At 43.4% G+C, this 18618-nt stretch carries 18 protein-coding genes and 1 other annotated feature; of the genes, 1 reads left to right on the plus strand and 17 read right to left on the minus strand.

Features of this window, described 5'->3' with window-relative positions:
• Positions 1-165 precede the first annotated feature (165 nt).
• The 14 genes from VN447_RS15620 to VN447_RS15685 all read right to left on the minus strand — a co-directional run bounded on the left by VN447_RS15620 (position 166) and on the right by VN447_RS15685 (position 15167).
• Positions 166-978: an SDR family NAD(P)-dependent oxidoreductase gene (locus VN447_RS15620; protein ID WP_325526271.1), complete on the minus strand. Its 813-nt coding sequence runs from the start codon at positions 976-978 to the stop codon at positions 166-168.
• Between the two features lie 688 nt (positions 979-1666).
• On the minus strand, positions 1667-2194 hold the full coding sequence (locus VN447_RS15625; RefSeq protein ID WP_325526272.1) for a 2-oxoacid:acceptor oxidoreductase family protein: 528 nt from the start codon (positions 2192-2194) through the stop codon (positions 1667-1669).
• Position 2195: 1 nt separating this feature from the next.
• Positions 2196-3017, minus strand: coding sequence for a 2-oxoacid:ferredoxin oxidoreductase subunit beta (locus VN447_RS15630; RefSeq protein WP_325526287.1), 822 nt, complete (start codon positions 3015-3017; stop codon positions 2196-2198).
• Positions 3018-3049: 32 nt separating this feature from the next.
• The gene (locus VN447_RS15635) at positions 3050-4183 is read right to left on the minus strand and encodes a 2-oxoacid:acceptor oxidoreductase subunit alpha (RefSeq protein ID WP_325526273.1); all 1134 of its coding nucleotides are present in this window, start codon (positions 4181-4183) and stop codon (positions 3050-3052) included.
• 16 nt (positions 4184-4199) lie between these two features.
• Positions 4200-4382: a 4Fe-4S binding protein gene (locus VN447_RS15640; protein ID WP_325526274.1), complete on the minus strand. Its 183-nt coding sequence runs from the start codon at positions 4380-4382 to the stop codon at positions 4200-4202.
• A 19-nt stretch (positions 4383-4401) separates the two neighbouring features.
• The gene (locus VN447_RS15645) at positions 4402-5640 is read right to left on the minus strand and encodes an MFS transporter (RefSeq protein WP_325526275.1); all 1239 of its coding nucleotides are present in this window, start codon (positions 5638-5640) and stop codon (positions 4402-4404) included.
• Between the two features lie 125 nt (positions 5641-5765).
• A complete protein-coding gene (locus tag VN447_RS15650) occupies positions 5766-7178 on the minus strand; it encodes an aldehyde dehydrogenase family protein (protein ID WP_325526276.1) in 1413 nt (470 codons plus the stop codon).
• A gap of 102 nt (positions 7179-7280) precedes the next feature.
• Positions 7281-8111 carry a sugar phosphate isomerase/epimerase gene (locus VN447_RS15655; protein WP_325526277.1) on the minus strand — a complete coding sequence of 277 codons (831 nt, stop codon included), beginning with the start codon at positions 8109-8111 and terminating at the stop codon, positions 7281-7283.
• Positions 8112-8253: 142 nt separating this feature from the next.
• Positions 8254-10017, minus strand: coding sequence for a thiamine pyrophosphate-binding protein (locus VN447_RS15660; RefSeq protein WP_325526278.1), 1764 nt, complete (start codon positions 10015-10017; stop codon positions 8254-8256).
• Between the two features lie 43 nt (positions 10018-10060).
• Complete coding sequence (locus tag VN447_RS15665) at positions 10061-11002, minus strand: hydroxymethylglutaryl-CoA lyase (RefSeq protein ID WP_325526279.1); 942 nt, start codon at positions 11000-11002, stop codon at positions 10061-10063.
• Between the two features lie 96 nt (positions 11003-11098).
• On the minus strand, positions 11099-12382 hold the full coding sequence (locus tag VN447_RS15670) for a TRAP transporter large permease subunit (protein WP_325526280.1): 1284 nt from the start codon (positions 12380-12382) through the stop codon (positions 11099-11101).
• Complete coding sequence (locus VN447_RS15675; RefSeq protein ID WP_325526281.1) at positions 12379-12924, minus strand: TRAP transporter small permease; 546 nt, start codon at positions 12922-12924, stop codon at positions 12379-12381. Before VN447_RS15675 ends, VN447_RS15670 begins: the two co-directional genes overlap by 4 nt.
• 198 nt (positions 12925-13122) lie before the next feature.
• Positions 13123-14139, minus strand: coding sequence for a DctP family TRAP transporter solute-binding subunit (locus tag VN447_RS15680; protein ID WP_325526282.1), 1017 nt, complete (start codon positions 14137-14139; stop codon positions 13123-13125).
• Positions 14140-14228: 89 nt separating this feature from the next.
• Positions 14229-15167 carry a zinc-dependent alcohol dehydrogenase gene (locus VN447_RS15685; protein WP_325526288.1) on the minus strand — a complete coding sequence of 313 codons (939 nt, stop codon included), beginning with the start codon at positions 15165-15167 and terminating at the stop codon, positions 14229-14231.
• Positions 15168-15477: 310 nt separating this feature from the next.
• Between VN447_RS15685 and VN447_RS15690 the strand changes: the two genes are divergently transcribed.
• The gene (locus tag VN447_RS15690) at positions 15478-16599 is read left to right on the plus strand and encodes a LacI family DNA-binding transcriptional regulator (protein ID WP_325526283.1); all 1122 of its coding nucleotides are present in this window, start codon (positions 15478-15480) and stop codon (positions 16597-16599) included.
• A 253-nt stretch (positions 16600-16852) separates the two neighbouring features.
• On the opposite strand, the gene aroD is transcribed toward VN447_RS15690, so the two are convergent.
• From aroD to VN447_RS15705, 3 genes are all read right to left on the minus strand, one after another.
• Positions 16853-17611: a type I 3-dehydroquinate dehydratase gene (gene aroD / locus VN447_RS15695; RefSeq protein ID WP_325526284.1), complete on the minus strand. Its 759-nt coding sequence runs from the start codon at positions 17609-17611 to the stop codon at positions 16853-16855.
• Positions 17612-17667: 56 nt separating this feature from the next.
• Positions 17668-17844, minus strand: coding sequence for a hypothetical protein (locus tag VN447_RS15700; RefSeq protein ID WP_325526285.1), 177 nt, complete (start codon positions 17842-17844; stop codon positions 17668-17670).
• 114 nt (positions 17845-17958) lie between these two features.
• Positions 17959-18205: a binding site (T-box leader), on the minus strand.
• A gap of 75 nt (positions 18206-18280) precedes the next feature.
• Positions 18281-18496: a hypothetical protein gene (locus VN447_RS15705; protein WP_325526286.1), complete on the minus strand. Its 216-nt coding sequence runs from the start codon at positions 18494-18496 to the stop codon at positions 18281-18283.
• Between the last annotated feature and the right edge of the window lie 122 nt (positions 18497-18618).

Below are 18618 nucleotides of genomic sequence, written 5' to 3' on the forward strand. Positions count from 1 at the left end.
TGATAAGGTAGAAGACAAGTTATAAAGGTTTCCTAAATGGTAAAAGACGACCCTCACCCCAAAATTGGGAACAAGGGTCGTCTTCTGTTTCGTACTTTTTAAGCTTTGCTCCGTCAAAACCACAAGTTCTTCAGTGGCCTCTTAGAAAATCGGGAGTTTTTGATTCTATGAGCAACCGCCGTCAACATTTAGAGTTTGTCCGGTAACACAGGGGTTATCAATAAAGAATAGTACGGCTTTCGCCATGTCTTCCGGGGTTTGGTCGACTCCTTGAGGAATCATGTTAGTTACACAACGTTTATAGCTTTCTTCCTCGGTTTCTCCGGGCAGCGCCCATGCCTTACGAAGATTAACCCACATTTCCGTAGCAACAATGCCTGGAGCAACTGCATTAACTGTTATGCTTTCTTTTACCAACTCTTTAGCTAATGCGTTCGTAAAACCTATTACCGCAAACTTGGAGGCGCAATAATGAGCAAGACCTGGGTAGCCGGTTTTGCCTGCTATTGATGTAAAGTTTATTATTCTTCCACCGCCCTGTTTTTTCATTTGCGGGAGAACTGCTTTATTGGTAACAAAAGTACCTTTTGCATTTGTATCAACGACAGAATCCCAATCGTCTTCTGTTAAGTCAACCACATTCTTGCATGTTATGAGACCAGCAACATTCACCAGAATATCCAGTTTTCCAAAACGCTCTACCGTAGTTTTAACTGCATTATCCATGTCCGCTACTTTTGTAATATTAGCGTCAATAGCGATAACATCAATGCCTTTTGCCTGCAATTCGGCAGCCAATTTGTTGGCTGCGGTATAACCGCCAATATTTTTAGTTCCATATTGATTGGCGCCAGAATCGACGAAATCGACAGCAGCAATAGCGATTTGTGCACCTTCACGCGCCAAAGCCTCCACTACCCCTTTACCAATACCAGTTCCGCCCCCGGTAACTAATGCAACTTTTCCTTTTAATGACATGCCAAAAACCCCTTTCTTTTTGAAATAGTGTTTTAATGCCACCATTGGACCCGGCCTAATCGGATAACTTCCAGTAATTTGATTTCCTCCTTTCTCTGATTAAATAAGCAAGTAGTGTGCCAAGTTATAAACAATAAAAATAGCTTGAGTCTAAAAAGGTTTTAAATAAAAAAACCTAAATATCTGCTGTAAAACACTATAATTCAACATTAAATACAAAGAAATGGTCCATGAATAACTATTATAAAATGTACAAAGTTCGTATTTGTTTTATACTGTCCCATAATAAATGAGAAGAAATGCTACAAAACAGAGACAAATTCAGCATTCCAGAGAATATTTACCCAACAAGAAAAACTCCCATTTTGACAATAAAAAAACACCAACATTTTTAGTAGGTGTTTTGATCTAACCAGCAACTTCCTAATCTCCCAGGCCGCTTCCAGCCAAGTACCTTCGGCGTTTATGGGCTTAACTACAGTTTCTTTGCTCTTGCCTGCACTTTAATTGACTAGTAATAATTTTTCAAAAGTTTGTTCAACACTTCGGACTTTATATATTTAATTGAGGTAATTCACTTACGCTAAAAGGAAGTACCTTTTAGATACTTCCCCTTAGCGTAATAAAAAATTAATTAATATAATATACAAAAACGCAGTGTGCTCACAAGATTCTGATATGCGATAGATTACTCAACTAATTTCATGCCCAATTTAATGGCTTTTTCATTAAGCTCTTCCGTGCCTTTGGGCACTCGGGCTAACACGGCTTTGGTAAGTGATTCTATTGATACCACACCAGTTATCTTGACAATGGCTCCCAAAGCTACTATGTTTGCGAATAGGGCTTTACCCAATCCTTCTTGGGCAGTTTGAGTAATAGGCAGCGCATATACCTTTTTATATTTTTTTTCTGGTAGCTGCTGTACAAACAGACTATCTATAACCAATATGCCTTCTTCTGAAAGATCTGTCGAATATTTCTTGCACGCTTCTTGGCTCATTGCCAATACAACATCCGGCACAGTTATCTTGGGATAACGTATTAATTTATCTGAAATAAGAACTTCTGCCTTACTGGAGCCACCGCGAGCCTCAGGGCCGTAAGATTGGGACTGTACGGCAAGTTTCCCGTCCATAAGCGCCGCTTCAGCAAGAATTATTCCACCCAGAATCAGCCCTTGGCCGCCAGTTCCAGACAAACGAAGTTGCTTCATATTATTTAGCTCCTTTCTGCGCTTTAGCTATTACTTTGTCGTATTCTGCTGTATATTCCGGAGCTGGGGCTTTATACAAAATGCCAATTGGGAACTTGTCCTCTGTTTGATCGTTCGTAAGTTTATTATAAGCGGCAAGCATAATGCCATGATCCTTTTGCCATTTCATCATGTTAGGTGCCGCCCCCAGTTTGTTCTGACGCCCGTAAGATATCGGGCACGCCGTGATGGCTTCAATAATACTGAAACCTTCGTGTTCTATGCCTTGTGCAATAACATCGACCAATAGCTGAGTATGGAAAGTGGTTGAGCGGGCTATATAGGTTGCACCCGCGCCCTTAGCCAATTCAGTCACGTCAAACGGCCGATCTACTGTTCCGTACTGCGCTGTTGTAGCCTTGGAATTAGTCGGTGTTAACGGTGAATACTGGCCGCCGGTCATACCATATATATTGTTGTTATATAGCACAACAGTTACGTCTATATTGCGCCGGGCGGCATGAATAAAATGGTTGCCGCCTATAGCCGTTGCATCTCCATCACCAGTGACAACGATTACCTTAAGCCGCGGTTCGGCAAGCTTGATGCCAGTTGCAACTGGCAGTGCCCGTCCGTGCGCTGAGTGCACGGTATTGAAATCAAGGTAACCAGATGCACGGCTTGAACATCCTATGCCTGATACTACCGCGACATCATCCTTTTCAATTGCAAGCTTGTCGATGGCTTTGACAATAGCCCCAGTAACTATACCATTGCCGCAGCCCGGACACCAAATATGAGGCAAACGTCCGGGACGGAAATACTTTTCTATTATTTGTTCCATTTCCATCTACTGATTAATCCTCCCTACAATCCTTATTTCAGTCCCGTAATTGTGGCCAGAAGTTCATCCGGCGTAATCGCTTCGCTGTTATATTTTGCATGCAGCGTTACCGGTACTTTGCCGGCAACTACCCGCTCTACTTCTATAACATACTGTCCTTGGTTCATCTCGGCCACTATCACGTGCTTCACTTTACCAGCGATTTCTTTAATTTGTTTTGACGGGAAGGGCCACATGGTTATTGGACGGAAAAGGCCGGCTTTAATACCTTTACTGCGGGCTGCGTCAATAGCGGCATAAGCTGTACGAGCAGTACCACCGTAGGCTACTACGGCGATTTCCGCATCTTCCATAAGATAATTCTCATAGAGGACGATCTCATCCAAGTTGTAATTAATTTTGTCCTGAAGACGATCAAGACATTTTTGAGTTGCAGCCGGAGATCCATCCGGGAAACCATACTCGTCATGGACAAGTCCGGTTACATGCCAGCGATAGCCTTTGCCAAACGGAGCCATTGCCGGAACCAGGTCGGAATCAGGTTTATATGCCTTGTATTCTTCAGGAGAAACCACAGGCAGCTTCCGCTGTGGTTTAACGAGTGTCTCATAGGAATCCGGAAGATCAATTCGCTCTCGCATGTGCCCGACTACTTCATCCAGAAGAAGGATAACGGGAGTGCGATATTTTTCGGATAGCTCATAGGCTTTGATGGTCAGATCAAAACATTCAGGTACGCTGCTGGGTGTAAGGGCAATGATGGAATGGTCACCATGTGTTCCCCAGCGTGCCTGCATCACATCTCCCTGGGCAGGTGCTGTAGGTTGGCCTGTGGAGGGGCCCATACGCTGTACGTTGACAATAACCATCGGTATCTCAGCTATACAGGCATACCCTAATAGCTCCTGCTTCAATGAGAATCCCGGACCGCTTGTAGCCGTCATTACCTTTTTTCCTGCAAGGGAGGCACCTATAATAACACCAATCCCAGCAATCTCATCTTCCATCTGTACAAACTTACCGCCATTAGCGGGTAACTTTTTTGCTAGGGCTTCGGCCACTTCGGTAGAAGGCGTAATCGGATATCCGCCGAAAAATGTCACGCCGGCAGCAATTGCACCTTCAGCGACTGCCTGATTGCCCTGAATAAGACTAACTCTTGACACTATCTTCACTCCCCTATTATTTCTGTACAAAGATGGCGAAGTCAGGGCAACGCATTTCGCACTGACGGCATAATATACATTCTTCTTCAATGACAACTTCAACTTTCTCAAATTGATTGACGATTAGTACCTTTTTGGGGCAAAACTCTACGCAGATACCGCAGCCCTTACAGCGATTGTTGAGCACTTTCAAACTCACTACGTTTTCACTCCAATCTCTATGTCTTAATATTTGTCGAAAACGACTTATCAGTTAACAGCAAACCACGACTGAGACTCTTATCTCCTTTACGAGAACACTTATACCAAATTGCCACTCCAACGATAATCAGAAATATCCCTGTATAGAGAAAAGTCGTTTTAATTCCTATCCAGTTACTTATGATGCCCCCCATCAGCGGACCAATCATTGAGCCTAACTGGTTGGCACTCATTATGACCCCAAAGGCCCGCCCCCTAAAGCAGGGTTCAGAGTTGAGCACCGTAATTGTATTAACCGTAGGGATGACCCCAGCAATAAAAAAACCAAATACAAACTGCAAAACACCAAAACTCAAAATACTTTCCGTAAAAGAAAATAGGCTGACTGCAAGTCCTGCACCGGTACATACGGTAATTAAGATCATCGCAAACCCGACCTTATGACCAAGCCTTCCCCACAAGGGAGCCCCGATAACACCTGCAATGCCGGCAAGACTAAACACAATACCCGATGTTAATCCGACCCCCTCAATACGCCCTTGAAGTTCGGCAACATATAGTGGAATAGTTGGTTGCAGCAACATTACAACCATTTGGCTAAGAACAAGTAATACTAGTATCCAAATGAAAGGCCGGTTATTGAGTGCCAGCTTTAAATCATTAGCCACACTGCCAGTCTGCTGAGAACTTGCTGCCAGCGGTTCGGTTACAAGCATTCTTACTGCGCATGTCCCCAGCAGCATAACGCAGCCAGCCACGATAAAGGACGACCGAATACCAAAAATATGAGAAAGGATACCACCAAGTAGTGGCCCAATAATCGTGCCTGTTAGAGTCGCAGCTTGCATAATTCCCAGACCCCAGCCCACTTTCTCCTCAGGCATAGAAGAAGAAACAATTGCTAAAGCGGCGGGAACAAAACCAGCTGCAAACCCCTGTAAGATCCTTACACCTAAGAGCTCAAGTGGCGAACTGACAAAAGCACCCAAAATATACACTGAACCTAGACTAAAACCGGCACGAAGCAACATCTTACGTTTGCCTGCCCTGTCAGCCCTTTTTCCCCAGTAAGGAGCCATCATTGCACTTACGAAAAAAGTTGCCGACAAGATTAATCCTGACCAGAGGTTAATTTTCTCTCCATTGACGCCAAGGTCGTATAAATAAAGCGGGAGGAAGGGCATAAGCATCGTGTAACTTGAGCTGGATAAAAGGCAGCCAAGCCATAAAGACCACAAATTTTTTCGCCAATTCAACGTTATGACTCCTTCACCGAAAGCTGAATGTGCTAACCAAATCGATTACTAAACAAAAACAGGCATCGACTACAGTTCTTTCAATGCCTGTTCTTGCTGTTTAGAGGCTTTCTTTTATTTCCTGCTTATTTTTCTAATTCAGCGTTATAAAAGTCACCAAACAATTCTTGGTCCGAAGGTTTATCTTCAGGGATTGGACGAGATACCCAGGTAGTATTCATATAGTGCTTGAGGTTTACATTTTCAGAAACAATGTTTCCACCCCAAGAACCGCAGCCTAAACTTGACGTCATCGGCATACCGTTATTAAATGCACCGGCATTGGCCTTTGATTGCGGCTGCCGAACCATAATCCTGCTAACAGGGGCTGCCAGGCTAAGACGATGGATATGCTCATCATTGAAAGAATAAATGCCTACTGAATGACCCTTGCCACCTACTTCGTAAATAGCCCGCATCATATCAAGAGCGTTCTCAAACTCTCCCTGATATTTATAAACAGCCAGGAGTGTTGTAAGTTTTTCACCGGAGAAAGGATGCTCTTTACCAATACCATCACCATAAACGATGATAAATTTACGGTCAGCAGGTATGCTAAAACCAGCAATCTCAGCCATTTGCTGAGGCGCTATCGCTACCGTCTTGGGCGAACGATGTCCTTCTTCATCCCACATTACAGCACGCAGCTTAGCTTTTTCTTCCTCGTTGGCCAGATAGCCGCCTTCTTTTTGTAATTGTTCAAGAAGTTTATCAAAGATGCTTTCATTAATGATCAGGTTGCCATCGGCAGAGCAGCCAGAACCAAAATCAGAGGTTTTGCTGAGCATGGTATTGCGGGCCGCTTCTTCAATATTAGCAGTTTCATCAATAATCATAGTTGCATTTCCGGCACCGACACCATAGGCTGGAGTTCCCGAACTGTACGCAGCCTTTACCATGTCTTTGCCGCCAGTGGCCAACACAAGGTCAGCCGAGGCCATTAGCGCTTTTGACATGGGGATATTTACTTGGGTAAGGCATTGGAGAATATCAGCAGGAGCCCCTTCACGTTCAAGTGCTTCACGCATCAACCGAACAGTTTCAAACGATGTCTTTTTTGACCGGGGATGTGGAGAGAAGACAACAACATCTCGGGCTTTGATAGCATAAATGGCAGTGCCTGCCGGTGTGAGGTCAGGATTAGTCGTCGGCACAATGGATGCTATGACGCCTATCGGCTTGGCATACTTTACGATACCTTTCTCTGGAACTTCTTCAATAATTCCAACGCTTTTTTGCCTCAGGGCATCGCGAAGAACTCCGCGGATTTTGAAGCGTTTATTCATCCGGCTTACTGGATCTCCGAGTCTACTTTCCTCAATTCCCATATCCACCAAACGTTCAAACGTTTTCTTATTGGCGACAGCCCAAGCAACCGCCTGGCACAACCGGTCTACCCGAGCTTGATCATAGGTCTCGATGATCGCTAAAGCTTTCCTTGCCTTTTCAAGCACTAAGTCCAATTCTTCCTGTTGTTCTTTCGTCAATTCATTAGCCATGTAAAACGCCTCCTAATCTAAGCAATAAATTTTAATCTATTAACACCTACGACTAGAACTTTTCTGATCTCATCTATGGTATTTTACTATAGCTGATACTTCCTAAATTGTTACGAATACTGGAAGTTTAGCATCGAGATACTCCTTCGCAGTCTTTAGGCATCGCCAAGCATGTTCTGCATAACCCAGTTCCTTAACACGCATGAGATGTGGCAATTCAATCGAATAAGGAATATTGGGTATATGACTTAAGATGCCTGCTACATCAATACCACCTTCGCCACAATACAAACGTGCTTCGCGTAATATGCGGGTCATTTCTTCTGGCGTAGATGGAATGTCCAGCGGCGCATCACAAATATGGGCAAAGTGGAACCAATTACGTGGTACAGCATCAAGATCTTCAATCCTATCTCCAGCCCGATGAAAATGATGTGTATCGATCATTAGGCCAGCGTTACTTTGCTTTACAGCCTGAAGAACATCGACTGCTCCTGCAAGATTAGCAATACACGCAATAGGTACATACTCTAAATCCACAGTCAAGCCAAACGGCTTAGCTAAATCACAAAGTTCGGCAAACTTCTCAATATAGCAACTGCGATCAGATGTCCAGATACTGCTGAGAACAGCGCGTCCACCTAGTTCAGCGGCAATTTCGATAGCTGGAAGATACTTTTTTACATCAACCCCGTCATAGATGCGCGCCAATTCAATGTCGTGAAGTTTGACACCCGTTTCGGCAAGCGCCTTTTTAGTTTGGCGCAGCATCTCTTGGTTTTCAGAAAGCGAATAGTTGGGTTCACCGGGCAAGCCCATATATATTGGCCGAATGCTTACGAAATCATAGCCAGCACGTGCTGCAATGTAGGTCATTTCAGGCGGGGGACAACCCAACACAGTAAGGTGCGCTAGCGAGAATTGTCTGATCATTGCCTATTCCGCCCCTCCTTTCATTATGGAAGAGTATACAAGTGCTCAGTTTCGCACATCCACTAAGACTGCCCAGAGGCGGAATTAGTAGATGGAAGGACACTATTTTCCATCCAAAGAGGTACTTTTTTCAAGCGAGTAGTTAGTTAGTACTTGCATGGTGTACCTTTTTGCCTGGCGAGTAGATATCCATTATATTCCAATGACCAGCTGTTGGAACTGGGTTATTTATCATTGATACGTCAAGCACATACGGTTTATTAGATTTTATGGCTCTCTCCAGTGCCGGTTTAAAATCAGCTGCTGATTGAATTTTTTCACCCTCTACCCCATATGCTCTCGCAATAGCAGCATAATCAGGGGAGTATGTCTTTCCGTCTTTTATAAACAAAGTACCGAAGGTTGTATCATAATGAGCCTTTTCGAGACCGGCTATTGTACCAAATGCATTGTTATTCATAATAACGAAGATGGTTGGGATATTTTCAATAGCAGCAGTTGCAAGTACTGCTGGATTTTGACCAAAGCCGCCGTCACCGATTAGCGATACTACCACCCGGTCTGGTGCAGCAACTTTAGCTCCCAGTGCCGCCGGCGAACCAAATCCCATCGTTGCCAAACCGCCCGGTGTAAGGATGGACCCCGGCTCATAGATGGGGAACTGTTGGCCTACTCCGTTTTTGTTCCAGCCTACGTCAGTTGTAATTATCGCATTACGCGGTAAAGCATCACGCACATCTGCCAGTATACGCTGCGGCGTAAGCGGGAAAGCTTCGCTTTCTTCAAGGGACTTGTTACTTGCTTTGAATTCTTTTTTATAAGAAGCAATTTCTTCCTTAATCGCCAAGCTTTTCTTAGGCTCAGGATAGAGCTTCTTGGCTACACGGGTTAACACGGTCAACGCCTGTTTTAAATCAGCTACCGCACCAATCTCCACTGGGTAGTTGCGTCCGATTTCGCTAGGATCAATATCGATATGAATCAGTTTTGTAGGGGGGAAACTAAAGGTATATTCAGGATACCAGGAACTGCAGTCTGCTTCTTTAAAGCTAGTTCCCAAGCCAAACACATAGTCGGCATTTTTGCATTTTTCGTTAATAAACTTGGTGCCCCAGAAACCAGTCATTCCCAATGTTAATGGATGATCATCAGGTAGTGCCCCTTTGCCCATCAAAGAATGCGCTACTGGAATGCCCATGTGATCAACGAACTCTTGTAACTCTTGTGCGGCATCAGCCAGAATAATCCCGCCGCCAACATAGAGAACTGGGGCTTGAGCATTGGTCAGAGTCTTGACAATCTTTGTCGCAAGCTCATCATCAATGGATGGTTTTTGAATGGTCTTAGTGTTATTGTCTAGTTTTTCAAACAGTACGGTGTCTACTTCCATCGAGAAAATGTCCATTGGCACATCAACCAGCACCGGACCGGGCCGACCTGACTCAGCTAACGCAAAAGCTTTTTCCAGAATTTCTGGAAAGAGATCAGGGCGATCAACGCGCCACGCCCGTTTAACGAAGGGACGGTAGATCTCCCACTGCGATGCATCAGCATGTAGATTAACCTCCTGATGAGGATGCTTGCCGTAGTAGTGAGTTGGTACATCGCCTGCGATAACAACCATAGGCACAGAATCCAACGCCGCATTAGCCACCCCTGTTGCGGCGTTGGTGAGTCCTGGCCCTAAGTGACTGAGCACCACTGAGGCTTTCTTAGTTATCCGAGCGTAGCCATCGGCAGCGTGTGAGGCAATTTGCTCATGCCGAACGTTAATGAAGCGAATTTTTTCGCTTTTTGATAACGCAGCCAAAACAGCGATGTTGGTGTGCCCGCATAGTCCGAAGATGTGCTTGACACCCCTTTTCTCAAGATATTTAATAAGCTGATTGGAAATTAAGTCTTTCATATACATCCTCCTCTATTATCATTAGTAGTCTCTTGATTTTGATTTACTTTTGCGGTTTGACTATGTCACTACACTTGCCTGCATCCAAAACAAAGCTGGCAGTATCATGTCCGATCATTTTTCGGATAGTGCGTCCAATAGAAATCACTTGATCCAGATCATAACCGGTGGCTATACCCATTTCATGGCACATATGAATCAGGTCTTCGGTAGCGATGTTACCTGTGGCCCCCGGCGCGAACGGACAACCGCCCAAACCGGCGAAGCAAGCATCATAATATTTAACGCCAGCCATCATACCTGCCATCACGTTCGCCAGTCCCATGCCTCTGGTATTGTGAAAGTGTAGAACCCATTTGACATCAGGAAACTGTTTCTGAACCTTAGTACACAGTTCATAAACCTGCAGTGGATTGGCCATCCCGGTTGTATCTGATAAAGAAAGCTCTTTAACACCAATTTCTCTAAAACAAGAAACAACGGACAAAACCTGTTCTGCAGCAACTCGGCCCTCAAACGGACAGCCGAATGCGGTTGAGATTGCACCAGAAAGCTCCATATTATGGGTTGCCGCATAATTAGCGCACTCTTCGAAACCACGAACTACTTCTTCCGGGGTTCGATTGATATTGGCGAGAGAATGGGCTCGACTGGCTGAAGCTGTCAGCTTGGCTTTGGTAACCCCAGCATCCTCCGCACGTTCTAGGCCTTTTAGGTTAAGTATTAATGCGCGGTATTCTACATTATCTACTCGCCTAATCTTTCGCGCGACTGCATCCGTATCAGCCATCTGCGGAACCGCCTTGGGATGGACAAATGAACCAATTTCTACAATTTTCGCTCCTGCTTGAACAGATTTTTCAATAAGTTCAACCTTATGTTCAATTGAGAGCAGCGTTTTCTCATTCTGCAGTCCGTCCCTCGGTCCCACTTCGCAGATATTTATGCTTGTCGGTAACTTAATTTCGTCTGCTCCTAGCTTCATATGATACACTCCTTGTTTCTCCCGATTAATTAGAACGATCTACTATATCGATCTAATTATAAATTTTTGTTCCCCTTTTTGGTAGTAGAGCGGGTATTAACCCCCCGTCATCCACTTGAGGGGAATTAGAATTAACTCAGGAAACAGAATGAGCAGAATTAACACTACTGTTTCAATAATCAGGAACGGCATGATATCTCTCATCAGATCATCCATCAATACCTTACCTGCACCGCAAGCGGCATTAAGCACGGTTCCGACAGGTGGGGTTAAAAGACCAATTGCGTTGTTTAAGATAAATACCACGCCAAAGTATATGGGATCAATATCTGCTTTGGTAATGATCGGCATCAGCACTGGTGTAAGAATTAGTACTGTCGGCGTCAGATCCATTGCCGTTCCGACAACAAACACCAATACATTGATAGCAATCATGAGTAGTGTTTTGTTGCCCATATAAGGTTCAAGCATACTAGTAATGGAAGCTGGGATATTTGCAATGGCAATCAGCCAAGCAGATACCATCGCCGCAGCAATTAGAAACATAATAACACTAGTAGTTTTGGATGCTGCAACAAGCACACGATATAAATCTTTAATCGTAAGAGTACGATAAATAACAAAGCACAGAAATAACGTGTAGAAAACAGCACCAACAGCTGCCTCAGTCGGTGTCACGATACCGAATTTAATACTAACCATAATCAGGATTGGTAGTATAAGCGCCCAAGAAGCATCTCTGATAGCTACACCAATCTGTTTAAACGAACTACGTGGATAGACCTTGACATTCTGCTTTCTTGCCATATACCACCAGGTAATTGCAAGACTTACGGCAATAATAACGCCAGGAACTAAGCCAGCCATGAATAGTTTCATTACAGATAAACCACTGATAGAACCAAAAATAATGAATGGAATACTTGGTGGCAAAATCGGTGCAACGATAGAACCTGCGCCAATGAGCGCTGCCGATCGGCTCTTATCATATCCTGCTTCTGCCATCATTGGAACCATAATCGCAGCAAGAGCGGCTGTATCAGCAACAGCTGAACCAGAGAGGCCGGCAAAGATAAAAGCCGTAATAATCGCCACATAACCAAGCCCTCCACGAATGTGTCCAACAAGTGCTATACCAAAATTAATAATCCTTCGGGAAATGCCGCCGGCGTTCATTAGCTCGCCTACGAGAATAAAAAACGGAATGGCCATCAGTGCAAAATTGTCCGCGCCTATAATCAGATTTTGGGCTAAAATACGAGCATCAAATATATCGAGGTATCCCATTAACGCTAACCCGCATACCAGCAATGCGAAGGCTATCGGCATACCAAGCAGCATAGCGCCGCACAGTGAAGACAAAAATACCGCTACTGTCATTGCATCGCCTCTCCTTTAGCGTCTGTTTTCAGAGTTATTTCCTCCTCTGACTCCTTTAAAACTACGAGTTCATCAATAGCACCTTTCACAAATAAAGCTCGGTAAAGATTGCAGCAGATAACCAAAAACATCCCGATACTAGATACTATGCCAACCGAATACATAACGGAGAGTGGTAATCCGGTAGCTGGAGCCAGTGTATATTGTGACAATAAAGTCATTTCTACGCTTCCCTGAAAAAGTACTACCAGACATACAACCATCAAAGAATTACTGACAATAAAGCACGCTTTCTTAGCTGTGGGAGGTAGTTTTTGAACAAAAGAAGTAAAACCTAGATGATTATTATCTTTTAGGGCCTCAATTGCGCCAAGGAAAATGAGCCAGATGAATAAGAAACGAGACAGCTCCTCTGCCCAAGTAAGACCAGAGTTAAATAAATAACGAAGTACAACATTAGTAAAAACAAATAGTCCCATACACGACAATAGTACTGCCATTAAACCGTTTACTGCGGCTTCAAACCTAGCTAGTTTCTTCATTGCTACGGTTTCCTCCATTATTTATGATTGTCCAAAACTCGAAGCCTATTTCAACAACATTTCAGCAATCTTGAATTCTTAAGGGGGCCTTAGGCCTCCTTAAGAATTCAAATGCAAATCATTGGGTCCCTTCCGAAAATTCACCTGCTATATAGGTTGCGCTTAAACTATGTCATTTGGTCATTTTGAATTTCAGTGTTACTTAGTTGCTGCCAACAGTTTATCAACAAAATCTCCACCAATTGCTGCACCAACTTGCTTATATACTGGTTGAAGAATTTGTTGCAGCTTCTCTTTTTCGCCAGGATTAAGTTCAGCTATTTTCATGCCTTTTTCTTTAAGAATAGCTATACTGTCATTATCTTCTTTATCATTGAGCTTTCTTTGGTAATCCTTAGCTTCCTGCGCGGCTTTCGTCACGATTTCTTTTTCCTTGTCAGAGAGACTATCAAAGAATTTTTTGCTGATCAAAAATACATTTGCGTTATAGATATGGCCAGTCGTGGTCAGATATTTTTGTACTTCATTAAATTTCATTCCTACGACATTACCCAGAGGATTCTCCTGCCCGTCCACAACACCCTGCTCCATTGCGCTATATAACTGCGTATATGCTATAGGAGTAGGGTTCGCACCCATAGTTTTCCAAGTTTCTATGTGTACCTTGCTCTCTAGTGTTCTGATTTTCAAACCTTTAATTTCATCAGCAGTTTTGATTTCCCGCTTATTATTGGTAAGATGTCTAAAGCCGTTTTCCCAGTAAGCAAAACCAATCAAACCTGCCTTTGGCAAATCTTTGAGAACTTCCTGCCCAAGCGGTCCATCAAACACTTTGTAGGCAGTTGCCTTGTCTTTGAATAGAAAAGGCAGGTCAAACGCATCCATACGGGGTACAAAGGCAGCAACAACACCTGTGGATACAGCCGTTCCATGAACAGTCCCCATTTGCAACGCCTCAATCACTTGACGGTCACCACCCAGTACGCCGTCCGAAAAAACTTCTACCTTGATTGATCCGCCAGATTCTTTTTCAACAATCTCACCGAACTTTACAAGACCCTGCGTAAGTGATCTGTCTTTATTGGTAACAATTCCGAGTTTCATAACTTTAGGTCCGACTTTTTTCTCGCTGTCGGTTTTTTGGCTAGAGCATCCTGTCACAAGTACTAAGCTGAAAACAAGTAGTACACTAATCACCGCAAGAACCTTCTTCACTGTCTCGCCCCTCTTCCACACTTTTTCATTTGCTACGTTTATAATACAAGATATTAGTGTTTTGTTATACGCCCCCTATCATAGATATTTCACTTAAAATCTAAAACAATCTTAGCATAATTTCCTGATAAGGCATCGTCAAATGCACTTTGAAAGTCTGTAAAGGGTACAATTTTAGAAATAACCGGATCAACATTAAAGGTAGGATCGTTCAAATATCTAATAGCATCTTCAAAGTCCTGCTGGGTATAAATAATGGTGCCAAAAATTGATATTTCATTACGAACTACATGGATTGGCACCCAGTTGACTGCCTCACTGGTTATCCCCAGTGCAATCATTGAGCCGCCCGGCTTTACCATCTGCACTGCTTGCTCTATGGCTGTCTTCACACCAGCCGCTTCAATAACTACATCAAACATTGTATCTTTTCCGACTTCCTGAGGTTGCATTGTCTGCATCGGTCCGAAGCTTCTGGCAATATCTAATTTCACTGGGTTTACATCAATCACCGTTACCTCTGCTCCCATATTTAGTGACAGTGCAACTGCCAGCAAACCCTCAGTTCCACAACCGACCACGGCAACCGAGATGCCTTTACCAATCTCAGCTTTTTTTAGAGCATGGACGGTAACCGCGAATGGTTCCACAAGCACTGCACGCTTATCGGGCATCCCGTCCGGAATAGGTACTGCATATTTAGCATCGATAACAACTTCTTGAGCAAAAACACCATCAGTAGATACCCCTAGCGGTTTTTTATACTTGCAGATATTGGTTTTCCCACCTATACAAAACTCACATTCCCCACAGTAGGTATTTGGAAAAACAGCTACCTTTGTCCCTACCTTTTGTGTCGCATTCACGCCCGCTTCAATGACTGTGCCTACTACCTCGTGTCCAGGCCGAAGAGGATATTGGGCATAAATAATTTGCCCTTTGTAAACGCGGAGATCCGAACCACATATTCCGCCATATCTAACACGAATTTTGACTTCATTCTCCTTAACTTCAGGCACCGGTTGCATTTCCTGTATGCTTAATGAATTAGGGCCTTTTAAATATAACTCTAACGTATCAATCACCTCGTTTACATGGTTTTTTTAATCAATAAAGTTTGCTTCAGTTGAATTCACTTTAACTATTTCGTTCTACTAGATCGATCTAATAAGAGTATATCGACAAATTTTGGGCATGTCAATTGCTAATTCAGATTATTTTAAATAAATATCATTTTCAGATAAGTTATGTTTTTCACTACATTACATGTATCTAAGTACTTATTCACTATTTTAAATTGAATGTAAACTTTAGTGATAGTTAATTGACAGACCCTACTTGATAACTTATAATAAGCCTAGCAAATTAGACCGTTTGTACGACTATGATTATAGGTGGTCTTTTATGAAACAAGAAAAGAAACGCAACCATGTGACACTTCAGCAGGTGGCGCAGCATGCAGGAGTTTCTCGGGCTACGGCATCTCTTGCTCAGCGTGGAAGTACGAGTATCTCGACTGCGACACGAGAAAAAGTCCAAGCTGCTATGCAAGAACTGGGATACGTATATGACCGGGTAGCTGCTAACCTTCGCTCAAAAGTTTCGACGACCGTGGGTCTGATTATAATGGAATTAGCTAATCCATTTTATTCTGAGCTACTTGTGGGCATTCACCACGAATTGGATAAGGCAGGAAAGACCGTCATATTAGGGACTACTTTTGATTCTTACGACATCCAGGAACGTCTGCTGTCAACCATGCTAGAAAATAGAGTTGGCGGTATAATAATTTCAGCTGTACCCGGCAGTCCCAGCGAGCCAATTGACCGTATACGAAGACTTGGTATTCCTGTTGTTTTAGTCGGCCGGAGACCTTCTGGTGCTAATGGTGATTATGTAGGCATTGATAACGAACTCGGCGGGCAAATCGCAGTTGATTATCTAATCAAAAAATGGCATCGGCGTATTGCTTTTGTTGGTGGCTTTTCTCGGCTTTCCTCGTGGCAAGGACGTAAAAAAGGCTACGATACTGCCCTGAGGTTGGCTGACTTGCCAATAGATGAATCTTTGATAATAGAAAGTCCTGCGACACGCCAAGGCGGATATGATGCTATTCAACAAGTTATGGATAACCCGAATCCACCAACTGCTGTTTTTTGTTATAATGATGCCATAGCTATCGGCGCAATGATGAAATTAGACGAGTTAGGTATAAAAGTCGGGCATGATTTGGCAATTGTCGGTTTTGATGATATCCCCGAGGCGGCCATCATCACGCCTAGACTGACTACAGTATCTTCGTTCCCGCGATTACTAGGATCTAACGCAGCTCGCCTTCTACATACAAGAATGGAGAATCCCGACATACCATCGCAGACCATTATTCTTCAGCCTAGCCTCATTATACGGGAGTCATGCGGTCACGCGAAGATAAGCGCTTTAAATATCCTAGGAAATTAACGAGAAGCATCCCCCCCCCCGACCGCTCACCTAGCAGGCAAGTCCATACTAAGCGATTCCAAAGATTAAGGAAGATTAAGATCACCTGCAAGTATACTACGGTAGGCGCTCGCCAGCCCCTTTTCGGGACTTTCACTCTTGAGATTACGCCCATGCTGGGCGTAACAAAAGGTACTATCACCTGGACGGTGACAGTACCTTTTGTTTGTTATTGCTAGGGCAGGGCTTAAAGCCCAGTATCCGTTTTTTGACGTCATATCTTACTACCCATTGACTTCTCTATAATTGACCGAACAGCTTTTAGGTCTTCAATAGGAACCTGCCCAGGCGCGGATGCTTGTGATCCCACGCCAAAAGTTAGGGCTGAACCGAACATTCCGCCAATCAACCGACTCGCTATCCCTTGTTGCCCCATCGACACTGCTATTAAGGGTATATCCAGTTTCGATTTAGCTTCAAGTGTGGCACTAAGTAAAGTTAAGACATCTTCCATACATTGTGGCATTACAGCTACCTTCGCAACATCTAATCGGTATTTTACAACCAGTAAGAACTTTTTAATCAGTTCTTCTCGACTAGGGGTACAATTAAAGTTATGAAATGATCCTATGATCTTCTTTCCCTTCATTTCCGCAACATCTTTTAGCTTTCGTATATGCAAGGGATTATTGCAAATTTCGTAGTCTATATATTCTATCGTAGTATTCCGACAAACGGCTATATTTACTTCAGCAACCTGCTGCGGTGAGAGGGGTATAGGATGCCCACCTTCCCGTACTGAGCGAAGACAAAAAATAATCGGAATATGACCGGCAGTTTCTTTTATAGTTTTGGCAACTTCAATTACATGGTTTGTTTGGGAAATATCCGCAAAAAAATCAGCTCGCCATTCAATAATATCTGGCTGCTTTGATAGAACACTCACTAGTTCCACTAAAATTTCATTCGCACTTCTTGCTACCAATGGGGCACAAACCAACGGTTGATCAGTATGACCAATAATATGTTTCATTCCAATACCTCCTATTTAAAAATCACCTTCAATTTGACACTTCGATTCTATTTAGGTTAATCGTTTTTAGATGGTTTCTGCCGGCAGGTTTCTTGGCTTCCCTTGTTTGTTACCAAAATAACACCGGCTAAGATCAGAGCTCCCCCAATAAATTGAAAAAATTCCATCTGAATTTTTTTCGCAAATATTTTTCCTGTAGCTGTCTTACTCGTATCCATAAAACCAATCAGCACAATGTTTCTCATTTTTTTGACGCACCACTACCTATCTCCCTACAATCCTGCCGCGTCTCACACCACTACTTTCCTACCATTACTACCCTCCTACAAAAAAATAATCCCACCCCTCTTAGGGGCGAGATTTCTCCCGCGTTACCACCCAATTTGTATCGCTACCACTTCAGATAAGGAAATGTATTTCCATTACCCTATCCTTTTAACGGGGGAAACCGGCTAAATCTACTTCTGTGGTTACTTCACAGGTTCAACCAGCAACTCAAAGGGGTATTTCACTGTTGGCAATGGACTGGTTTACACCATCCACCAGTTCTCTGTACCACGCGCACCAGCTACTTTTCCTCGTCATTGTTTTTTGAATATTTTTTATACAATATCACCTTTCAACAGGTGTAGTCAAGTGTTATGTGAATGGATTATCTTATTCTTTCTACTAAATCCACGCTTCAGTAAAAACTCTGACAACCTTGTCGACATAATTATTAGAACGGATTGAAGCTAAGTCCAGTTGACTGGTATCTCCCACTAAAGCGAAAACACTTTGCTGCGCTCCCCCAATTTGCGTAACGTTCACCCTCATTTGTGCAAGACTTCTATTGACCTTTTCCACTTCTTCCTGAGGAGCTCCAAATTTCATAACAACCAGCATAATTCTTCCTCCTTTTAAATCTAACGAATTTTTTATAAACCTGATCAGTGCGGATGTCTATTTCACATACAAGCGACTTTCATACGAAAAAAAGAAGAGGTTCTTGTAAGAACCTCTTCTTT

The sequence above is a fragment of the Sporomusa sp. genome, from assembly GCF_035561155.1.
Taxonomy (GTDB): Bacteria; Bacillota; Negativicutes; order Sporomusales; family Sporomusaceae; genus Sporomusa.